Raw genomic sequence first — 17828 nt, 5'->3', positions numbered from 1 at the left:
AGAGATTGAAAATTAAATCTTCAAAGGTAGCGATGAAGGCACTTTATATTTGTGATAATAAGGAAGAGTGGGCAACACTAAACCGACTCTTTGCAGGTAACTTTCCAAAAGTTGAACTCATCTGTAGTTTAAATGGAAATGATGCTCTAAACCACCTCTCCTACGAGGGCCCATTTGCTATTGTCATGATTGAGGCCTCTATAAAAGAAGAGAGCCCTACCAAGCTTGGTCAACGAATTCTTGAGACAGTTGGAGAGAGACCTATTATCTTTATGGGATCAGAAGTTCATATTAAAGATAGAGTTGATGATGATCTTTATAATGGGCATCCTATTAATGGTATTATTTATACACCGTATGACGTTGAGAACTTTAAAGAAGTGATTAGCTCGACTCTAGACTGGGCCAAGCAAGAAGAGTTTGAAGAGTCCATTGAAGAGATTGACCGCGATGAACTCCTACCGATGCGTATTAGAAATTTCTATATGTTTAAAGTAGTTCCTTATGATGTTTACTTAGAACTTACTCAGACTAAATTTATAAAAATTATTAAAAGAAATCAGCCCTATACTCATGCAAAAATTCAAACTTACGCAAGAAAGAATATAAAGAATCTCTATCTTGGTAAGAATGATTTTATAAAGATGCTAGAAGATGGGATTGAAAAAGTTTCCGCTGGACTCTCTCAAAAGGGTGCTCCTCTTAAGAGTATTTTTGGAAATCAAATTCGTGGTGCTTTAATTATTCAACAATATATTAGAGCGATTGGCGTGAGTGACGATATTCAAGCACTATGCTCACTTATAATCGATACAACAGATAAGACGATTAGAAAGTATGAATCACCTACTGATGTCATAGATCAAATACCTTTTAAAAATGGAGACTTTGCCGAACAAGCAATTCTCACGTCTTACTACTGCGAAGCTATTCTACATAACCTTGGATGGAAATCAGATCTATCTAGGAAAAAATTAGGACTCGCCTCTCTCTTACAAGATACTACTCTTAGCAATGAAGACTTGATAAAGATCTCTGGTGCGGAAGACCCAAACCTTCAAATGTTCACTAGAGAAGAACAAGATGAGTACCTTACTCACCCTATTCAAGCAGCGGAAATAGCGAGACAATTTCAAGGTTATTCTGAAGCAGACTTCATCATCGCTCAACAGCATGAAAAACCTAATGGAACAGGTTTCCCATTTGGCGTGACTGCAAATAAAATGACTGCTCACTCTTGTGCCTTTATCTTGGCCAGCACATATGTTTCAAGACTTGCAATTAGCGGAAAGAAAGAAGATGACAAGTATAGAATTATTGACCAATTAAAAATAGATTATAATTTAGGAAATTTCAAAGAGCCTTTAATGGCCTTAGAGAAAACGATTAAAATTTAATTTCAGAAAGAGTTTCAACAATTTTAATATAAGTACTTTTCATGTAGCGAGATTTTAACTGAGCGACAATATCATCTTTTGATAATTTCCCTTCATCAGAGTCATCTAAAGACTTTAAAATTTCTTCAGTAAATGCTTCTGCAATAATCATCACTTTCGCCAAAGGTGAAATGTCATCTTTATAGTTCATGGCAAAACCTTGCCCATTAGTCATTCCATGATGTTGAAGAATGATTTGATCTGCACCTAAAGGAAGCCTTGGATACTTCATTAGAGCATCAGCGGCTAACCTCGCATGACTAAGGATAGTTTCCTTCTCCTCATCACTCAGTTTACTATTAAATAGAGCTTCTTCTTCATATTTTAACTCAGGATACTTCGTATAGATTGGGGCAAGAAACATATCGTGAAAGAAGAAAACGAAATTAATTTTATCAATATGACTATCTCCACCCCACGATATTGTTCGAACGATATGGGTGGCGACATAAGTTGCAATAATAGAGTGTGAATAGAGGTAGCTTGCCCTGTTTGCAGTTAAAAGAGATAAGATATTTTCAAGCTTTGGAGAATTACTTACAACACTCTTTATAGCTTCCATACAAGTTTCAGAAATTTTAATTATTTCTTCGTTTACTTCCCTCGTTTCAAATAATCTATTCGCAACGATCTCAATTCCTTGTTCAATAACTTCTATCTTCTTTTCATCAGATATATCTGCTGAACCAAGCCTCTTAAGCTCTGTTAGGATACATTCACTTGCGAGATTAATCATCTCTAGTCTTTTAAGTGAATCTACATAGAGAAAGTGCACACCTTCATCTATATACTTCTTTACTCCGGGAGAAGGAGCATCACCTCTAAAGAATATTTTTAAGTATTCACTTTCAACCATAGACTTCTTTATCTTAAAGAAAACATCGCATGGCACTTCTTGAACATTGTAGAAAAGCTTAATTGGGATTGGGTAATACTCGGGGACGTTTAGGACTGCCATATCTTTTGCAGTAATTTCTAAAACCTTTGCAACGGTTCTCACTAGAAGCTTAAAATCATAGCAACCTTGAACCTGAGGAACGTCACTTGGCACATCACTTTTCTTTCCAATGACAATCAGAGGAATATCCATATCATTTTCAATTAAGTGTTGATAAATAATTGCTCCACTATCAACGTCTTCCAACATACAAAGAGAAATCACCACATCAATATTTGGATGAAGATCAAGAAGTTCAATGGCGTCATCACAGTTTCTTTTTACTGTGACATTTGTACCAGTGTAAACTTCTAGGTTCACTGTATAGAGGTCGTTTAAAACTTCATTATCTGAAATGATTAAGGCTTGGCTCATATAGTTTAGTTATCGTTAAAAAGTTTTCCAAATTTTACCATTATTTTCAATTAGATTCATTATATAATTCAATAACTTGACGATAGTGGGCCATCTTCTCCATAATGTCTTAAGAAAGCCCCTACACCAACTAAGAAACTCGAGAATAAAATGAAATATAACTCTCCTACATTTAAAGGAAAAATTCTCAAACGCTACAAACGCTTCCTAGCAGACATAGTACTTGAACAAGATACTCCAATTAATAAGAAAGGAGATATCATAGTGGCCCATACTGCTAATACTGGAAGTATGAAGACCTGCTGGGGTGAAGGGTGGGACGTTCTTCTTAGTTACCATGACAACCCAAAGAGGAAGCTTAAATACAGTCTTGAACTGACTCATAATTCAAAAACTTGGATAGGAGTTAACACTTCTCTTCCCAATAAGCTTGCCGTCGAATCTATTGAAAACGGTATCATCAAAGAACTTCAAGGTTATGAAACTATCAAACCTGAAGAGAAAATTGGAAAGAGTAGAATTGACCTCTACTTATATAGTGGAGAGAAGACTGCTCCTACAGACCAATGCTTTGTGGAAATAAAGAATGTCACCCTTCTCGGAGATGATCAATTGGCGCTATTTCCAGATAGCGTAAGCGAGAGAGGCCAAAAACACTTACTTGAACTTATAGAATTAAAAGAGCAAGGCATTCGTGCTTGCATGCTCTACATTGTTCAGAGGGAGGATGTGAACCTCTTTTCTCCGGCCTCATTAATAGATCCAAAATATAGTGAGCTTCTTAAATTGGCCCATGCCAAAGGTGTCGAAATCCTCGTTTATCAATGTAAATTAAGTGAGTTAGGTGTAGATATTTCTCACCCCCTCGACTTTAAACTCTAAAAGACTTTCATTTTTACACATCGCGTTGCCAGTCAGTTCTTCGAGGTATATTGTCGCGCCAATTCTAAACAAGGAAAGAGATATGATTAAGCCGATTTTAGCAAGTATGAGTCTCATGCTTTCAATCAATTCATATGCAAACGAGAAGCAATTCCCAGAGGGAACTTTTGTCTATAGACCTAAGGTAGATACTGGATTTGAACAATATAGAACTAAATCTTTAAGGAACTCAAATAAAATAGTTCTAACTTTTGATGATGGTCCCCACAGAACTAGAACACCAAAACTTCTTGACCTCTTAAAGAGAGAAAATGTTTTGGCCACATTCTTTATTCTTACAAAGAATGTAAATGCTTCAAATATTCATATTGTCGAGAGAATTTTAAAAGAGGGTCATATCTTAGCAAGTCATGATCATGATCACGACAATAATAATGGCGAAGACGAAGCGACTTATAGAGAAGAGCTCTATAACACTGTTGCTATGATAGAGTCCCTAAAAAGAAAGTATAACTCTAATCAGATCTCAAGCTTTTATAGATTTCCTTACGGAGCTTATGGGCAAAGTAAGCTCTACCACCACTTCAATGTAATGAAGGATGTGAGTAACCAGATTTACGGTGAGAATTGTATTAATTTTGCCTTTTGGGATATTGATTCAGATGACTGGGTAGCACAGATGACTCCTGAACAAATCTCTCAAAATATCATTGCTCATGTGAAAGGTGGAACAGCCTATAAGCATAAAGTGAAGAGAACAATATTTGGAAATACGAAGTACGAAATTAAAAAGTATAAAATTAACTCTCCAATTGGTGGAGGAGTTGCCCTACTTCACGACATTCACGAAAGAAGTATACAGGCGACAGAGATTTTCATTAAGAAGGCCAAGCAAATGAATATAGAAATTGTCCCTCTAGATGAGGTGGATGAATTCTCATATAAGAACAAGTCTTGCCAATCATTAATCTAATTTACATTGTCTGCTCACTTTCATTGTGAGCAGATACCCTACCTAAGTCACTAATATTACTATACTACAAACCAACTCAATGAAAATTATACATCCTCTTCGTATTTAACTAGATATAAATGACGCGATGCGATAGAACTCCTTTGATTAATTATTAAGTTCAAGGAGAAAATATGAGTCTTTTAAAGAAGTCCATTTGTACTTTAGCTCTTTTAAACACAATGAGTGCAAGCGTTCTGGCCTCAGATAGTACTATTTCAAGAGTAAGTGCTCTCGATAGAATGATGACAACAATAAATCCTAATGTTGAAATTGATGCTCCAATATTTAAAAATACCGATGAAGCCAAGAAGAAGTATGGAAGTAAGTTTATAAAAGTTCTTCTTCAAGAAGCTCACAAGAAAGCAAGCTTTCTATTAGAAGAAGGAAATATAAAGGCCTATAACGCTTTTATGACTCTCGCTCTAACAGTTCCTCTACAAGAAGGTCTCTATCTTCATGTTCGAGAGATCAATGATTCAAAAGGTCTATGTAATGATCACGCTAATAGTGGAAACTTAATTTTTGCTTACACTCAAGAGAAGTTAGATGAGAAATACACAGCTGATGAACTCGCGGAAAAGAAACTTAGTTCAACAAACTACAAACATTTTAATCAGTACTTTAAAACTGGAGAAAATCCATTCTTTCCAGACTGTAAGGATGTCAAAGATAGCCAAGTGATCAGACAAATTATTCGTGGTGGAGATGGAACAGATCTAGGTGCTATGCAATTGAGTATCAGGTGGCACGCTGAGAACTATCTTGCAAAAGACGGTCACAAGTCCCTTCGTAAGACTTTTGCTTATGGACTGAACTACCTTATGCAAGGGTTTAAGCCTCTAATATATAACTTCAAAAGTACTTCCAAAGTTTGGGAAGAGAGAGTTAAGTGTTTACGTAAACTAGAGAAATGGCATGTTTTCGCTTCTAAGAGAACTTACACGATTGACTATAAAAGTGTTGTAAGAGGAACATGGGCGGGGAAGTATAACTCAGGAAATCTGAACAAGACTTGTCGCTTTGCAGATTCAAGTAGCCCTTACAAAGGTCATGATGAAGGATTCTTAAAGAATTTAGATAAAGTTTTAGATATTGAAAACTTAGATAAAATCGGTGTTTTTGATTCTACTTCATTTGAATTAGACGAAGCTTCAAGAGGAGCTTATGAACAAGTCATCAGCAATTTTAAAAATGAAGAAAATAATCGCGATAAAATAGAAGAAATCTTAAATTAATGTTATTTGCCCATGCAAAAATATTTGTATGGGCAAGTTTTTCATTTATACTTAAGGAATGAAAAAAAATATAATTGTATTCGTCCTTTGTCTTATTGCCTGCTTGGCAATTTTCTATCTAACCTATAGTACACATTCTGAAATTGATCAAAGAGGGAACGCCTCCTCAACAACAGAGACACAAAGTGAAAAAGCTCCTATTGGTGACGATATCTTAAATCAACAAATCCAAAAATTAGCGACCAACTTAGAAGTCAAGGTGACTGAAGATAAGCTATTTCAAGATTTAAATAATTATAAAATTGAGATAGAAGATTTAAAAAAGAATCAAAGTAAATCTTTCGTTAAAAACTACGTTATTAAACAATCTGCTCAACTAGTAAAATGTCTTAAGAAAGACTACTGTGGAACAAAGGCCGATCCAGATGGTTTCTTTGATGAATTTGCAACCCCTGGTCACACTCTGCTTTCAAGAGAGCTTCGACTCTTAAATACAATGCTAGATGATGGAGACTTAGCTCCAAGTGATTTAGCCTTCTCCGAACTTGTTAAGTTTGAGAATAAGAATATTTTAGAAAGTACAGCAGATCTCTTTTTAAAATCAAACCCTTCCGAAAGTGAATTAGGAACGTTTCTAGATAACTCTTCACAACTAGAAGGGGCGAAGAAGCAAGCTTTCTATTTTAGATTAATAGGAAGGGCCAATACGTCTCAAAGAGAAATTCTTATAGCAAACTTGGCCGAGGAATTAAAGAAGTCTACTCCTTACTCTGTGGTTGCTTTCTTTCAGAAAATTTCATCTCTAAAGTTAAGTGAAGAAGAACTGGTAACGATTTCTAGGAGTGGTTGCCCACTCAAAGAAGATAATGAAATATCCTGGAATTCATTTAGTTATAATTTCAAGAAATATACATCTGAAAATTCTTTCGATCTCTTCATAGATGAAATATGCCCCTAAGAATAGGGGCTAGAAGATTTTCTTTGCTTCTAAGTCTTGAGCTAGTTTCTCAAATGTTGGAAGAACTTTCACTCCAGTATTTGTCGTAAAAAACTCAAATGGGGCTTTCCCATTACAGGCGACAGCTATATTCGTTCCCTTAGGAGCAAGTTCGTGAAGAGAATTAAAATAAGCTCCTAGCTCTCCTCCCCTTTTCTCATCCCAAAGACATGATCCCCAAACAAGAATATTTTCAACTCCAGTTGCTTCAACTGTATCGACAATAGTTCTCGCTTCTACATTTGCTCCAAGGTAGACGACCTGTCTTCCATGATTACTCAATAAGAGCGATGCTATTAAAGCTTGAAGCTCATAGCTATCACCAGCTGGTGTTGCAATAACAACACTATTTCGAGTAATACTCGAATTATTCTGGTAAATCTTACGTCTTAGAAAGTACTTCGTTAAAGTAATTAGAGTATGCTTTTCTTCAGCAGTAATTTTATGCTTCTCAAGCTTCTCACGAAGGTCGTAAAGAAAGGGAATTAGAATATCAAAGACAACTTTATTTAAATCATATTGATCAATTGCCTTACCTAACTCATGTGAAACAATATCGAACTTTTTAAAATTAAGTGCCATTACCATGGCCTTAAATGTAAGCTCTATTTCTTCTTTCTCAGAATTAGATTGCTCAAAGTCTAGATCAGAAACGAGACCTCTCTCTTCTACTAAAGAGACTAACTCCTCATTAGACTTTTCTGCAATATGCCTAATCGCAGTCCCTTCTTTTACTAATTGATTTAAAAGAAATAATTTCTCTATATTTTCTCTAGAGTAAAGTCTACGTCCAACTTCATCTCTTCTCGGTGAAACTGCACTATATCTTCTTTCCCAAGCTCGTAAGTTATGAACATTAATTCCGCTTAGTGATGAGGCCAATTGAATGTTATACATAGTAAAATCCTTTTATATTTCGAATGACTGAAAAGTACGTTAGTATCTGACCTAATTCAACCGTTATAGAGAAATTAGATCTAAACATAGAGTTAATCTATCAGCAGCTGTCCCAAGAATTGTTAACTTTATGTCAGGTTTGTGAAATAAATAGTTGAAGTCGTTGAGTAACAGTGTATCTTTCTAGGATATACGACCTAAAAGAAGGCTTTGAGTCGTGGCACAAAGTGACATTAGTTTATTCAATTAACTAAGTCCCTAACAAAAGAGGAAGAAATTGAGCAAAACAAGAAGAACATTTGATTTGGACACACTCGCTGAATTTGCTGAATTAAAGGGTGGAAAGCTACTTTCAAATGAGTATAAGAACTCTACGACTTACCTTTTATGGGAATGTAAATCTGGCCATAAATGGAAGGCCACCGCCCTTGAAATAATGGGGAAGAAAAGCACATCTGGCTCATGGTGCCCTAGGTGTCCAAACCCCGCCGAAGACCTTATGCTAAACCTAGATAGTATTGAATTAGACGACGAATAGGAAAAAAAATCTCTACTTATTCTCTAAGCTAAAAAAGTTATTAGCAGAGAGAACTTCTCCGATAAGTGTTTATATCTACATTCACTTTAGGAGAATAATCTTGAGTTATTCAAAGAAGATCACCCACTTTACTTTAACTAGACCTTGGACTTCATTCCTTCTTGGTCTAGTTATTCTATTTTCTCTCATACCTGGTCTACTTCGTGTTGAGTCTGATTTTAGCTATAGGATTTGGTTTCGGGATTCCGAACCATTAATTAAGCGCTATGATAATTTTCAAGCTAAGTTTGGTAATGATGATTTAATAAATATAATCGTTCACTCCCCCGACGGAATTTTCGACAAGAGCTCAATTGATCTCGTTCAAAAACTAACTGATGAATTATGGAAAGTTAGTGACGTCATCTCTGTTGACTCCTTAACCAATTATCAATGGACCTCAGCGAGTGAAGATGAACTTATTATAGAAGACTTTATAAGTGAAGATCACTCTCTCGAAACTTTACTAGAGAAAAAGAAGCTCGCTCTTAATGATAAGACCCTCCCCGACTACTTAATTAATAGAGAAGCAACTGTAACTAATATCTATGCAAAAATAAAACCTCACTTTGATGGAGCTCCTGATGACAAGTTCATCATTGCCCAAACCAGAGAAATGATTAAGAAAATCAAAGAAACTCTCCCACAAGGTGACACTCATAAAATTTATACCAACGGCTCTCTTGATATTAATAATACATTCAGAGAAGTTTCTGAACATGATGTTGCCACAATTTTTCCGATAGTCTTTCTCATTATAATTCTATTTCTCATTTATGTTTTTAGAACATTGATTGGAGTCGCCCTCCCTCTTTTTATTATTACTGTTACAACTCTTGCGACCTTTGGTCTGGCCGGATACTTAGGAATAAAATTTAATAATCTCATTGCCATGGTTCCAACAATTCTCATTGCAATTGCCATTGCTGATAGTGTCCATATTCTAGTGAGCTATTTTCAATTTAGATCTAGTGGCGAAAATGAAAGAGATGCGACCAGAAAAGCATTCGAAAAAAATTTCAAACCAACTCTCTTAACTTCTATCTCGACGGCCATAGGATTCTTTAGCTGCACAACTTCTGATCTTATTCCCCTGAGAGACTTAGGAATCCTCGCTGGATTTGGGACTTTATTTGCTTGGCTCTTCACTGTTTTATTTATGACACCAATTCTTTCAAAGCTAAAAGTCAATTACAAGAGAAAGAGTATAGAAAATTCAAATAGTTCTCATCTAGCAACTGCAACAAAGCTAATTAATATTATAGACAAGTATAAGTATCTCGTTCTTATCGGAACTTTAGTTTCTTCATTTTTCTTAGCCTACTTAGGATATAAGAATGAAGTAAACTCAAATCCTTATACTTACTTTACAGAAACTGTACCCCTAAGAGTTTCAAACGACTTTACTTTGAAAAACTTAGGTGGATTTTACGGTCCACAAGTTGTCATTAACTCAGGTGAGAAAGATGGTATTAAAAGTCCAGACTTTCTAAAGAAAGTTGATCAATTCCAAAATTGGCTAGAGGAAAAGGAATATATTTCAAGAGTGACTTCTATTGTTGAAGTTGTAAAGGCCATGAATAAGTCTATGCATGCAGATCAAGAGAGCTACTACCGAATTCCCGACAATAGAAAGACAATTGCAGAGCTTCTCTTTCTCTACTCCATGAGTCTTCCTCAAGGTAAAGATTTAAAGGATAGAATGACTATTGAAAAAGATTCACTTCGAATGGCCATACTATGGACCTTACAGGGTTCAAAAGAGTCTCTTGCAAAAATGAAAATGATTGAAGAAAAAGCTTCTGATTTTGGATTAGATGCTGTTGTCACGGGGAAAATTCCAATTTATCAAAATATGACAACTTTTGTAGTTAAGTCATTCTTTTCATCCATTGCTCTAGCTCTTATTGGTATCTCACTACTGCTCATATTTATTTTTAAGTCTATAAAGCTTGGACTAATTTCAATGATTCCAAATGTTGTCCCCCTTGCCATTGGAGCAGGGCTAATGAAAATACTCAACACTCCTATTGATGTAGGAACAGCTCTTGTGAGTTCTGTCTGCTTAGGAATTGTTGTTGATGATACTATTCACTTTCTCAATAGTTTTAATACTCTTAAACAAAGTGGACTTGATACAAAAGAAGCTCTCTCAAGAGTCCTTGCCTCTACAGGGCCTGCGCTAATTTGGACAACCCTAATTCTTGCAGTAGGATTTGGAGCGTTGATTATAGCTGAGTTTACTCCAAATATGAATTTTGGCCTCTTTACTGCAATTGTTCTACTTGTTGCGCTCGTAATTGATCTTATCTTCTTACCTGCGCTACTTCTAGTCGGACGAAAGTAGCCTCTTTTTATAACTTAGAAGGTATCTAATATTTAATATGGTAGCGATGAAAGTCGCTACCATCATACCAAATGCCAATCCGGCCCAAAGTCCTGGAAGTCCCCAATTCTTTGTAATTGCCAAGTAGTAACACATTGGTAGAGCGCAGAAATAAAGAGAGAAAATATTTGCTAGACTAGAAGCAACTGTAAGCCCAGCTCCTCGTAGATAACCACTTCCCACAAGCTGTAATCCATAAAAGAATAAGAAAATAGCACTATAGCCTAGGCAATCTCTTGAAAGACTTATGATTGTTTCCGATACTCCATAAGTACGAATTAAGAATTCTCCTCCAAAGAAGAGAATTGTTGAAGAGAGAATAAAGGCAAGGGTAGAAACCAGAAGTGATGCCTTAAAGACCACAAGTATATTTCTCTTCATCTTTCCAACTTCAAATCCAACTCGAGTAGCAGCACAAAGAGAAAAGGACATTGGAAGAATAAAGAATAGATACTGAAGGTTTAGAATAATAGAATGGGCCCCTAGTTCATCACTTCCAATTCTTCCTGCAATAAAGGTCGTCACTTGTAGGCCGAATGCTTCTAGCATGAGATGAATTCCTATAGGTAGCCCCATAAGAGATATCGCTTTAAATATTTTTAATTCAAAGAACTTCGTTTTATAAGGAACCCAATATTCCTTATATTCTTTAAAGTTTATAACTATCAAACAAAGTAAAATATACTGGGTCGCTCGCATAAAGCAACTAGAGAGACCCGCTCCAAATAGACCCATTTCACTAAATGGTCCTACTCCATATATAAAGAGCCAATTGAGAAAGATATTTATTATATTAGTAAGAACAAGAACAATCGCCACTGGTCCAGTCTTTTCAGAGGCAATCATATACTGACGAAAGATCATATACATGAAAAAAGGAATCAAGCTAGGTATCTGAATTAAAGCATAGTCGTGAGCAAGGTCTGCATAAAGAGTCTCTTGTCCAAAGAGCTTTAAAATATTTCCCGTAAAGAGCCAAAGAACTCCTGTAATAATTGCAACGAGAATCGCAAAAACTTTTCCACTTACTAGCGCAACTCGTACTCTTTCAGTCTCTCCCTTTCCCAGCAACTTCGACACGATGGGATCAATACCTAAGCAGCATCCGATACCAAACATAAGAGTACCAATTACCCACACATTTGCTAATCCTGCAGCCTTGAGAGACGTATCACTGTAATGACCTAGCATTACCATGTCTGTAACACCTAGGAGAACAACTCCAATCTGTGCAAAGATGAGGGGTAAGCTTAAATTACCAATTCTTTTTAATTCATTTTTCATGAGGCTTTATTATCTGGGATTATTCGGGGATGAGCAAATTTAGAAATAAAAAACCCCTTCCAAAGAAGGGGCCTTTTATAATTTGAAAGCTTAAGCTTTTAGCTTTTTTGTTTTCTACGAAGACGTAAGTTCTTTCTATATTTAGAACCTCTTTTTCTTCTACCTTTATTGTGCTTTCTTCTATGACGAGAACCACTGGCCACGACGACACCCCTGTTTAAATGTTCACAAAACTAACCTAAAGAAATTAATCGTTTTTACGCACTTTTTCAAGCTTAGATGTCAGTTTTTTGATTAGCTAACCTACTGAAAGGTTGAAATACTTCTTCGAAGCAAAACTTCAGCGCAAATGTAACGCACGGAAGCGTAGCTAGATAACCCTTGTTATATAACTATGTGCAAAATATCCAAGCCCTAAGAGTCCTACTCCAAAGCTATAGCACTGCCAGAAATTTAGATTGAATTTCTCGGCCAACAAGAAAGGCACAAAGAAAAGAAGAGAGACAGGAATTGCCACAAAAACACTTTTTGCATATTCAACAGACTGCTTTGAATCACCCCACTGCATATGAGAAAAAGCGAGAGCAAGTAAAGTCGTAAGAGGTAGTGCCGTCAAAAAACCAGCAAGACCGGTCTTCTTTCCAGATAGCCAAGAAACAAAACTAATTAAAATTGCTGCCAAGAAAGTTTTCCCTATCGCTAACCACATATATACCTCTTTTTCTTTAAGGTTATTCTAAAAGAAAAAAGAAGACCACCGAATTTTCTTCAGTGGTCCCAAAACTTATTTGGCAAATAACTCTGGTCTCATATTCTTAATAAAAAGACGATAAAGACTAGGCAGAACAATTAACGTAAGTAGTGTTGCCGAGAGAATTCCTCCAACGACAACTGTCGCCAACGGTTTTTGAACCTCTGCTCCAAGACCTGTAGAGAATATCATTGGTAGAAAGCCAAAAATATCAGTAAGCGCAGTCATAAGAACTGGTCTCAATCTAGTCATGGCCCCTTCTCTCACTACATCATCAGGAGATTTCCCATCACTAATTAATCTATTAAAGTAAGTCACTAGGACGACGCCATTTAAAATACTAATTCCAGACAGAGCAATGAAGCCTACTCCAGCAGAAATACTAAAAGGCATTCCCATAATATTTAATGAGAGTACCCCACCAATTAAGGCCATCGGAGCACAAGCAAAGATCAGCATGACTTGAGCGAAGTTTTTAAATGCAGCGTAGAGCATTGCAAGAATTAAAAGTAATGCCATAGGAACTAGTATACTTAGACGCTCCTTAGCACTTCTTAAGTTCTTAAATGTTCCTCCCCACTCAATGAAGTACCCTTCTGGAAGTTTCACTTTACTTTCAACTTCAGCTTGAGCTTTTTTTACAAAGCTTTCAATATCCCTTGTCTCAGGATTAACTAGAACAGCAACTCTTCTCAAAGAGTTTTCTCGATTGACTGATGAAAATGTTTCAACAAAAGAGATATCAGCAACCTGTTCGATAGGGACAGTATATCCCTCAGAGATACCGACAGGAAGTTTTCTGATAGTCATCACATCTGCTCTCTCCTCTTCAGAAAGCCTCGTCACGATAGGAAAGCGTCTCACACCATCATAAATATGCCCTACTTCACGTCCTCCAATAGCTGTACTAATAGCATCTAAAACAGGTCTAGCAGTGACACCTAAGTCGGCAAGTGTATCTATTTTAGGTACATATTGAAGTAAGGGAGACTTTCCTTTTGATTCTGACTCGGCCTCACCAGCTCCATCAATTGTGCTAATGACTTCGGCTACTTCTTTTGAATATTTAATAAGTTCATCCAGATCATCTCCAAAAACTTTTGCAGAAAGTGCAGCTCTCGTTCCCTCTAGTAGTTCATTAAATCTAAGCTCTACTGGTTGAGAGATCATCAACACTTGACCAGGAATATGTAGCTCAAGTTTCTCCTTAATCTCATTCATTAAGTCTTTCTTATTCTTTATATGCTCATCTTCTGGCCATTTATCTCTCCCCTTAAGCATCACATAAGAGTCAGAAATATTTACTCCCATAGGGTCTGTAGCAACTTCTGCAGCACCTGTTCTTGCAAAGACATCTCTTACTTGCGGAAAAGTATTAATCACTCTCTCTGAAATTCTTTGGAGCTCCACCGAGTTCTCAGTACTAATATTGGCCGGACGAATGAATTGGATAGCAAAATCACCTTCATCCAGTTGTGGAATAAATTCTGCCCCCATTCTGGAAAAGAGAAATACTCCTGATAGAATTGAGGCTATTCCAATTCCAAGAATAATTTTCTTAAATTGTAGTGCTGATTCTAGCGCAGGTTTAAATATCCTTTCTGCTAACTTCATTAAATACGGTTTTTTATCTTTCGTTTTTCCACTTAAGAATGTGGCGGCCAAGGCCGGAACAACAGTGAAAGAAAGAAGTAAAGCTGACGAAAGGGCCATTATAAATGTCATTGCCATTGGTCCAAACATTTTACCTTCGACTCCTGTCAAAGCGAATAGAGGTATGAAAACTATAATAACAATGAGTTCACCAAAGCCTGCTGCGGAACGAATTTCAATGGCCGAATCAATAACAAGTTGTTTTACTTCAGCTCTTGTAAGCTCTCTTCCTAACTCCTTTCCTCTCTTTTGCAATCGATGGACACAGTTCTCAATAACAATCACTGCTCCGTCAATTATAATCCCGAAATCAAGGGCCCCTAAGCTCATAAGATTCCCCGAAACATTTTGCCAACGCATCAGTATAAAAGTCATAAGAAGAGAAATTGGAATCATTAGGGAGGTTATAATTGCTGCACGTAAATTTCCCACAAGTAGAAGAAGAAAAACGATAACAAGCCCCGCTCCCATAATTAAATTATGCTCCACGGTTTTAAGAGTAGCATTAACCATATTTGATCTATCATAGAGAACTTTTAACTCTACCCATTCTGGAAGATCTTTTTCCACATCACTTAATTTCGTCGAAACTCTTTCGGCCACCGCTCTAGAGTTTTCACCTAGAAGCATAAAAGCCGTTCCAATAATAGACTCCTCTCCATTTACAGTTGCAGCTCCTGTTCTAATTTCTTTATCAAATTTAACTTCTGCGATATCTTTAATTTTTATAATTTGGTAGGAGGAGAGCCTCTTAACAACTACATTCTCTATATCTTTAATATTTTGAAGAAGACCAACTCCTCGGACAAGCAACTGCTCTCCCGTTTGTTGAATATAACCTCCACCCACATTTAAATTTGATTCTTCAATTACATTTTCAATATCATCAAAATGAATACCAAACTTTGTCATTTTTTCAATATTTGGTTGTATGAAGAATTGTTTTTCATAACCACCAATTGTATTTACTTCTGTCACTCCTTTTACAGTTAGAAGCCTTGGCTTAATAAACCAATCCTGGATTGAGCGAAGCTCCATTAATTGAATAAGTCTCTTAGTTGGGTCTTCTTCCACCTTCTTAGCCTCAATGGAATAATGAAAAATTTCACCAAGCCCCGTACTAATTGGTCCCATTTCAGGAGAAACATTGCTTGGTAGGGCAATCGTTTGCAACTTCTCAGAGGCCAACTGTCTCGCTCTATAAATATCTGTTCCTTCTTTGAAAACCACTGTGACTTGTGAAATACCATATCTTGAAATAGACCTAATATTATCCACCCCGGGGATTCCATTCATTGAGTACTCAATGGGAAAAGTGACCATTCTCTCAACTTCCTCTGGGACGAGACCTTTAACCTGGGTATTTATTTGAACTTGAGTATTTGTAATATCAGGTACAGCATCAATCGATAGCTCCTGAAAGGATTTAAAACCAAAAATGATTAATAGCAATGTTGCCATGAAGACAAACATTCTATTATGAACAGAAAATTCTATAACTTTATTTATCATAAATTCACCTTTAAATACTCTTAGTGAGCATGTCCATATTCAGATTTATCTGTTGAGTACACATCACTTACTCTTAGGAGTCCTATTCCGCTAACAACGATTTGATCCTTAGCTTTTAGACTATCCACTTGAATCAAGTATCCATCTCCTTGCTCTTTTATGATCTTCACAGATATAAACTTAAAAAAACCTTCTCTAAATCTGTAAATTCCTTTTTCGCTCTTAGATGTAACAAGGGACTTCTTTGCAATTAGAAGGTGATTGAATTTAGTGATTGTCTTTAGTTTAATACCAAGGGAAGTGATCGCTTCCTGACTCAACTTAAAACCTCTCTCTTCATCAACTTCAGTGATCGCCTTACCTTCTCCAATGGCCTTTCCCCCTCCGTGATCATGTCCATGCTTATCGCTATCACCGTGTTCTTCATGATCATCGTGCTTTTCTTCATGGTGATCATCCCCTTCTTCGTGAGTATGCTCGCCTTTTTCAGAATCTTTCTTATGTCCATGCTCATCATGATTACCATGTTCAATATGTGGGACTTCACGCTCTTCAATATTTTTCTTTCCATGCTCATGGTCCTCGCTTGCTCCAGCGTATGTTATCAGCGAGAGTATAATTATCAGTATTTTCATTTTAACCTCTATATTTTAGAGCTGAATACAGCTCCTTTAATCTTATTAATATTCCAGATAGCTTCTACGGCCCCTAATTCAAACTCAAAGCGCGTACTTGCAAATTCAATTAGCTGTCTATGTGACTCGATAATCATTGAAGTTGAAATAACTCCTCTTTTAAAAAGTTTTTCAATTCTCATATGCTTCTTTTCAAGTTCATCTCTACTTGCAATTGTTTTCAAAGACTCTCTAAAAGTATTGTATTTCTCTATTTCAGATTCTAGTTCAATCATGACATGTCTTTTGACATGCTTATGATTTAACTCAGAAGAGTGAAGTTCACGAGTGGCCTTCTTCCTTGCTCCTGAATTTAAATTAAAGACTGGAAGTCCAATGGAGACTGAAATGCCATAGCTTTTATAATCTCTTCCTCTAACTCTCTCTACTTCTAGTGTTGGACCTATTTTCATATCAGGGAATGCTTGTGACTTTTCGAGCTCAAGCTTTGCTCTGGCAGCATTTAGTGATTCTTTAGCTTGTAAGAGTTGCGCTGATTTTTCAAAATCATTCTTATCACTAAAGTCTTTTGTAAGATCTACATCTAAAGGAAGAGAACCTCTAGATATTCTACAATCCCTTCCCATCGATAGAGAGAGCTCTCTTGAAATCTTCTCTCTTTCTGATTTTAATCTAGAAATTTTAAGGCGGTAGTCATTAGTCGCTAGCCCTAGTGTTTCCTTCTCAACTTCTTCTTCTGGGGAGAGAGATTTTCTCTTTAATTTAATTTTCAAAATTTTATTGAGTGAATCTAGAGCTTCTTTGTAAATAGGAAGAAGTTCATAAACTTGTCTTAATCTATAGGCAATTAAAATAGCCTTAATATATGCATCTTCACTACTGAGCCTAAGAATTTGCTTATTCATATTCGTTGAATTAATAGCGTAATTCTTTCTGGCACTACGCTTTCCTCCAAGTTCAATTGGAAAAGAAAGCGCTAAAGAAGTAACACTAGTATCTCCCTCTAAAGACTTCCCTTCTTCTCTTGATGCTTCAAGTTCAGGGTTTGGCAACTGGCTAGAGATACTCAAAGTTTCAGAATAGGCCTTCTCTAAGCTCTCGTTATATTTTATTTCAGGATGTCCTTCCTTAATAATATTAAATAGCTCCTGAGAGTTCTTAATATTACAATTGGCAAAAGCTCCATAACTTGAGATAGCGAAAATCGCTAGTAAAATTATTTTTAATAAATACATGATAAATCCTATGCAGATTAC

Annotated in this window: 14 protein-coding genes; 7 read left to right on the top strand and 7 right to left on the bottom strand. The window is 36.3% G+C overall.

Annotated elements, in window-relative coordinates:
• Positions 1 to 5 precede the first annotated feature (5 nt).
• Positions 6 to 1397: an HD domain-containing phosphohydrolase gene (locus tag CES88_RS16215; protein ID WP_290736861.1), complete on the top strand. Its 1392-nt coding sequence runs from the start codon at positions 6 to 8 to the stop codon at positions 1395 to 1397.
• On the opposite strand, the gene CES88_RS16210 is transcribed toward CES88_RS16215, so the two are convergent.
• Positions 1387 to 2748: an HD domain-containing phosphohydrolase gene (locus CES88_RS16210; RefSeq protein ID WP_290736859.1), complete on the bottom strand. Its 1362-nt coding sequence runs from the start codon at positions 2746 to 2748 to the stop codon at positions 1387 to 1389. The genes CES88_RS16215 and CES88_RS16210 overlap by 11 nt on opposite strands.
• A gap of 150 nt (positions 2749 to 2898) precedes the next feature.
• Between CES88_RS16210 and sfsA the strand changes: the two genes are divergently transcribed.
• The 4 genes from sfsA to CES88_RS16190 all read left to right on the top strand — a co-directional run bounded on the left by sfsA (position 2899) and on the right by CES88_RS16190 (position 6838).
• Complete coding sequence (gene sfsA / locus CES88_RS16205; RefSeq protein WP_290736857.1) at positions 2899 to 3630, top strand: DNA/RNA nuclease SfsA; 732 nt, start codon at positions 2899 to 2901, stop codon at positions 3628 to 3630.
• Between the two features lie 82 nt (positions 3631 to 3712).
• The gene (locus tag CES88_RS16200; protein ID WP_290736855.1) at positions 3713 to 4603 is read left to right on the top strand and encodes a polysaccharide deacetylase family protein; all 891 of its coding nucleotides are present in this window, start codon (positions 3713 to 3715) and stop codon (positions 4601 to 4603) included.
• Positions 4604 to 4776: 173 nt separating this feature from the next.
• Complete coding sequence (locus CES88_RS16195) at positions 4777 to 5880, top strand: hypothetical protein (protein ID WP_290736854.1); 1104 nt, start codon at positions 4777 to 4779, stop codon at positions 5878 to 5880.
• A 58-nt stretch (positions 5881 to 5938) separates the two neighbouring features.
• Complete coding sequence (locus tag CES88_RS16190; RefSeq protein WP_290736852.1) at positions 5939 to 6838, top strand: hypothetical protein; 900 nt, start codon at positions 5939 to 5941, stop codon at positions 6836 to 6838.
• 9 nt (positions 6839 to 6847) lie between these two features.
• Here the strand turns inward: CES88_RS16190 and CES88_RS16185 are convergent, their stop codons facing one another.
• Positions 6848 to 7774: a MerR family transcriptional regulator gene (locus tag CES88_RS16185; RefSeq protein ID WP_290736850.1), complete on the bottom strand. Its 927-nt coding sequence runs from the start codon at positions 7772 to 7774 to the stop codon at positions 6848 to 6850.
• A 277-nt stretch (positions 7775 to 8051) separates the two neighbouring features.
• On the opposite strand from CES88_RS16185, the gene CES88_RS16180 reads away from it, so the two are divergent.
• Both CES88_RS16180 and CES88_RS16175 read left to right on the top strand, forming a co-directional pair.
• Positions 8052 to 8312, top strand: coding sequence for a hypothetical protein (locus CES88_RS16180; RefSeq protein ID WP_290736848.1), 261 nt, complete (start codon positions 8052 to 8054; stop codon positions 8310 to 8312).
• A gap of 100 nt (positions 8313 to 8412) precedes the next feature.
• A complete protein-coding gene (locus CES88_RS16175; protein WP_290736846.1) occupies positions 8413 to 10698 on the top strand; it encodes an MMPL family transporter in 2286 nt (761 codons plus the stop codon).
• Here CES88_RS16175 and CES88_RS16170 read toward each other — a convergent pair.
• The 5 genes from CES88_RS16170 to CES88_RS16150 form a co-directional block, all read right to left on the bottom strand.
• Positions 10681 to 12021: an MATE family efflux transporter gene (locus tag CES88_RS16170; RefSeq protein ID WP_290736844.1), complete on the bottom strand. Its 1341-nt coding sequence runs from the start codon at positions 12019 to 12021 to the stop codon at positions 10681 to 10683. The genes CES88_RS16175 and CES88_RS16170 overlap by 18 nt on opposite strands.
• A 370-nt stretch (positions 12022 to 12391) precedes the next feature.
• On the bottom strand, positions 12392 to 12730 hold the full coding sequence (locus tag CES88_RS16165) for a hypothetical protein (protein WP_290736842.1): 339 nt from the start codon (positions 12728 to 12730) through the stop codon (positions 12392 to 12394).
• 75 nt (positions 12731 to 12805) lie between these two features.
• A complete protein-coding gene (locus tag CES88_RS16160; protein WP_290736840.1) occupies positions 12806 to 15937 on the bottom strand; it encodes a CusA/CzcA family heavy metal efflux RND transporter in 3132 nt (1043 codons plus the stop codon).
• A gap of 20 nt (positions 15938 to 15957) precedes the next feature.
• Positions 15958 to 16572, bottom strand: a complete 615-nt coding sequence (locus tag CES88_RS16155; protein ID WP_290736838.1) for a hypothetical protein — start codon at positions 16570 to 16572, stop codon at positions 15958 to 15960.
• A gap of 8 nt (positions 16573 to 16580) precedes the next feature.
• Positions 16581 to 17807, bottom strand: coding sequence for a TolC family protein (locus CES88_RS16150; protein WP_290736836.1), 1227 nt, complete (start codon positions 17805 to 17807; stop codon positions 16581 to 16583).
• Positions 17808 to 17828: the final 21 nt, after the last annotated feature.

It is taken from the genome of Halobacteriovorax sp. JY17 (assembly GCF_002753895.1).
Lineage (GTDB): Bacteria > Bdellovibrionota > Bacteriovoracia > Bacteriovoracales > Bacteriovoracaceae > Halobacteriovorax.
Note: the sequence above shows the minus strand (reverse complement) of the source record. Positions and strands in the feature narration are given on the sequence as shown.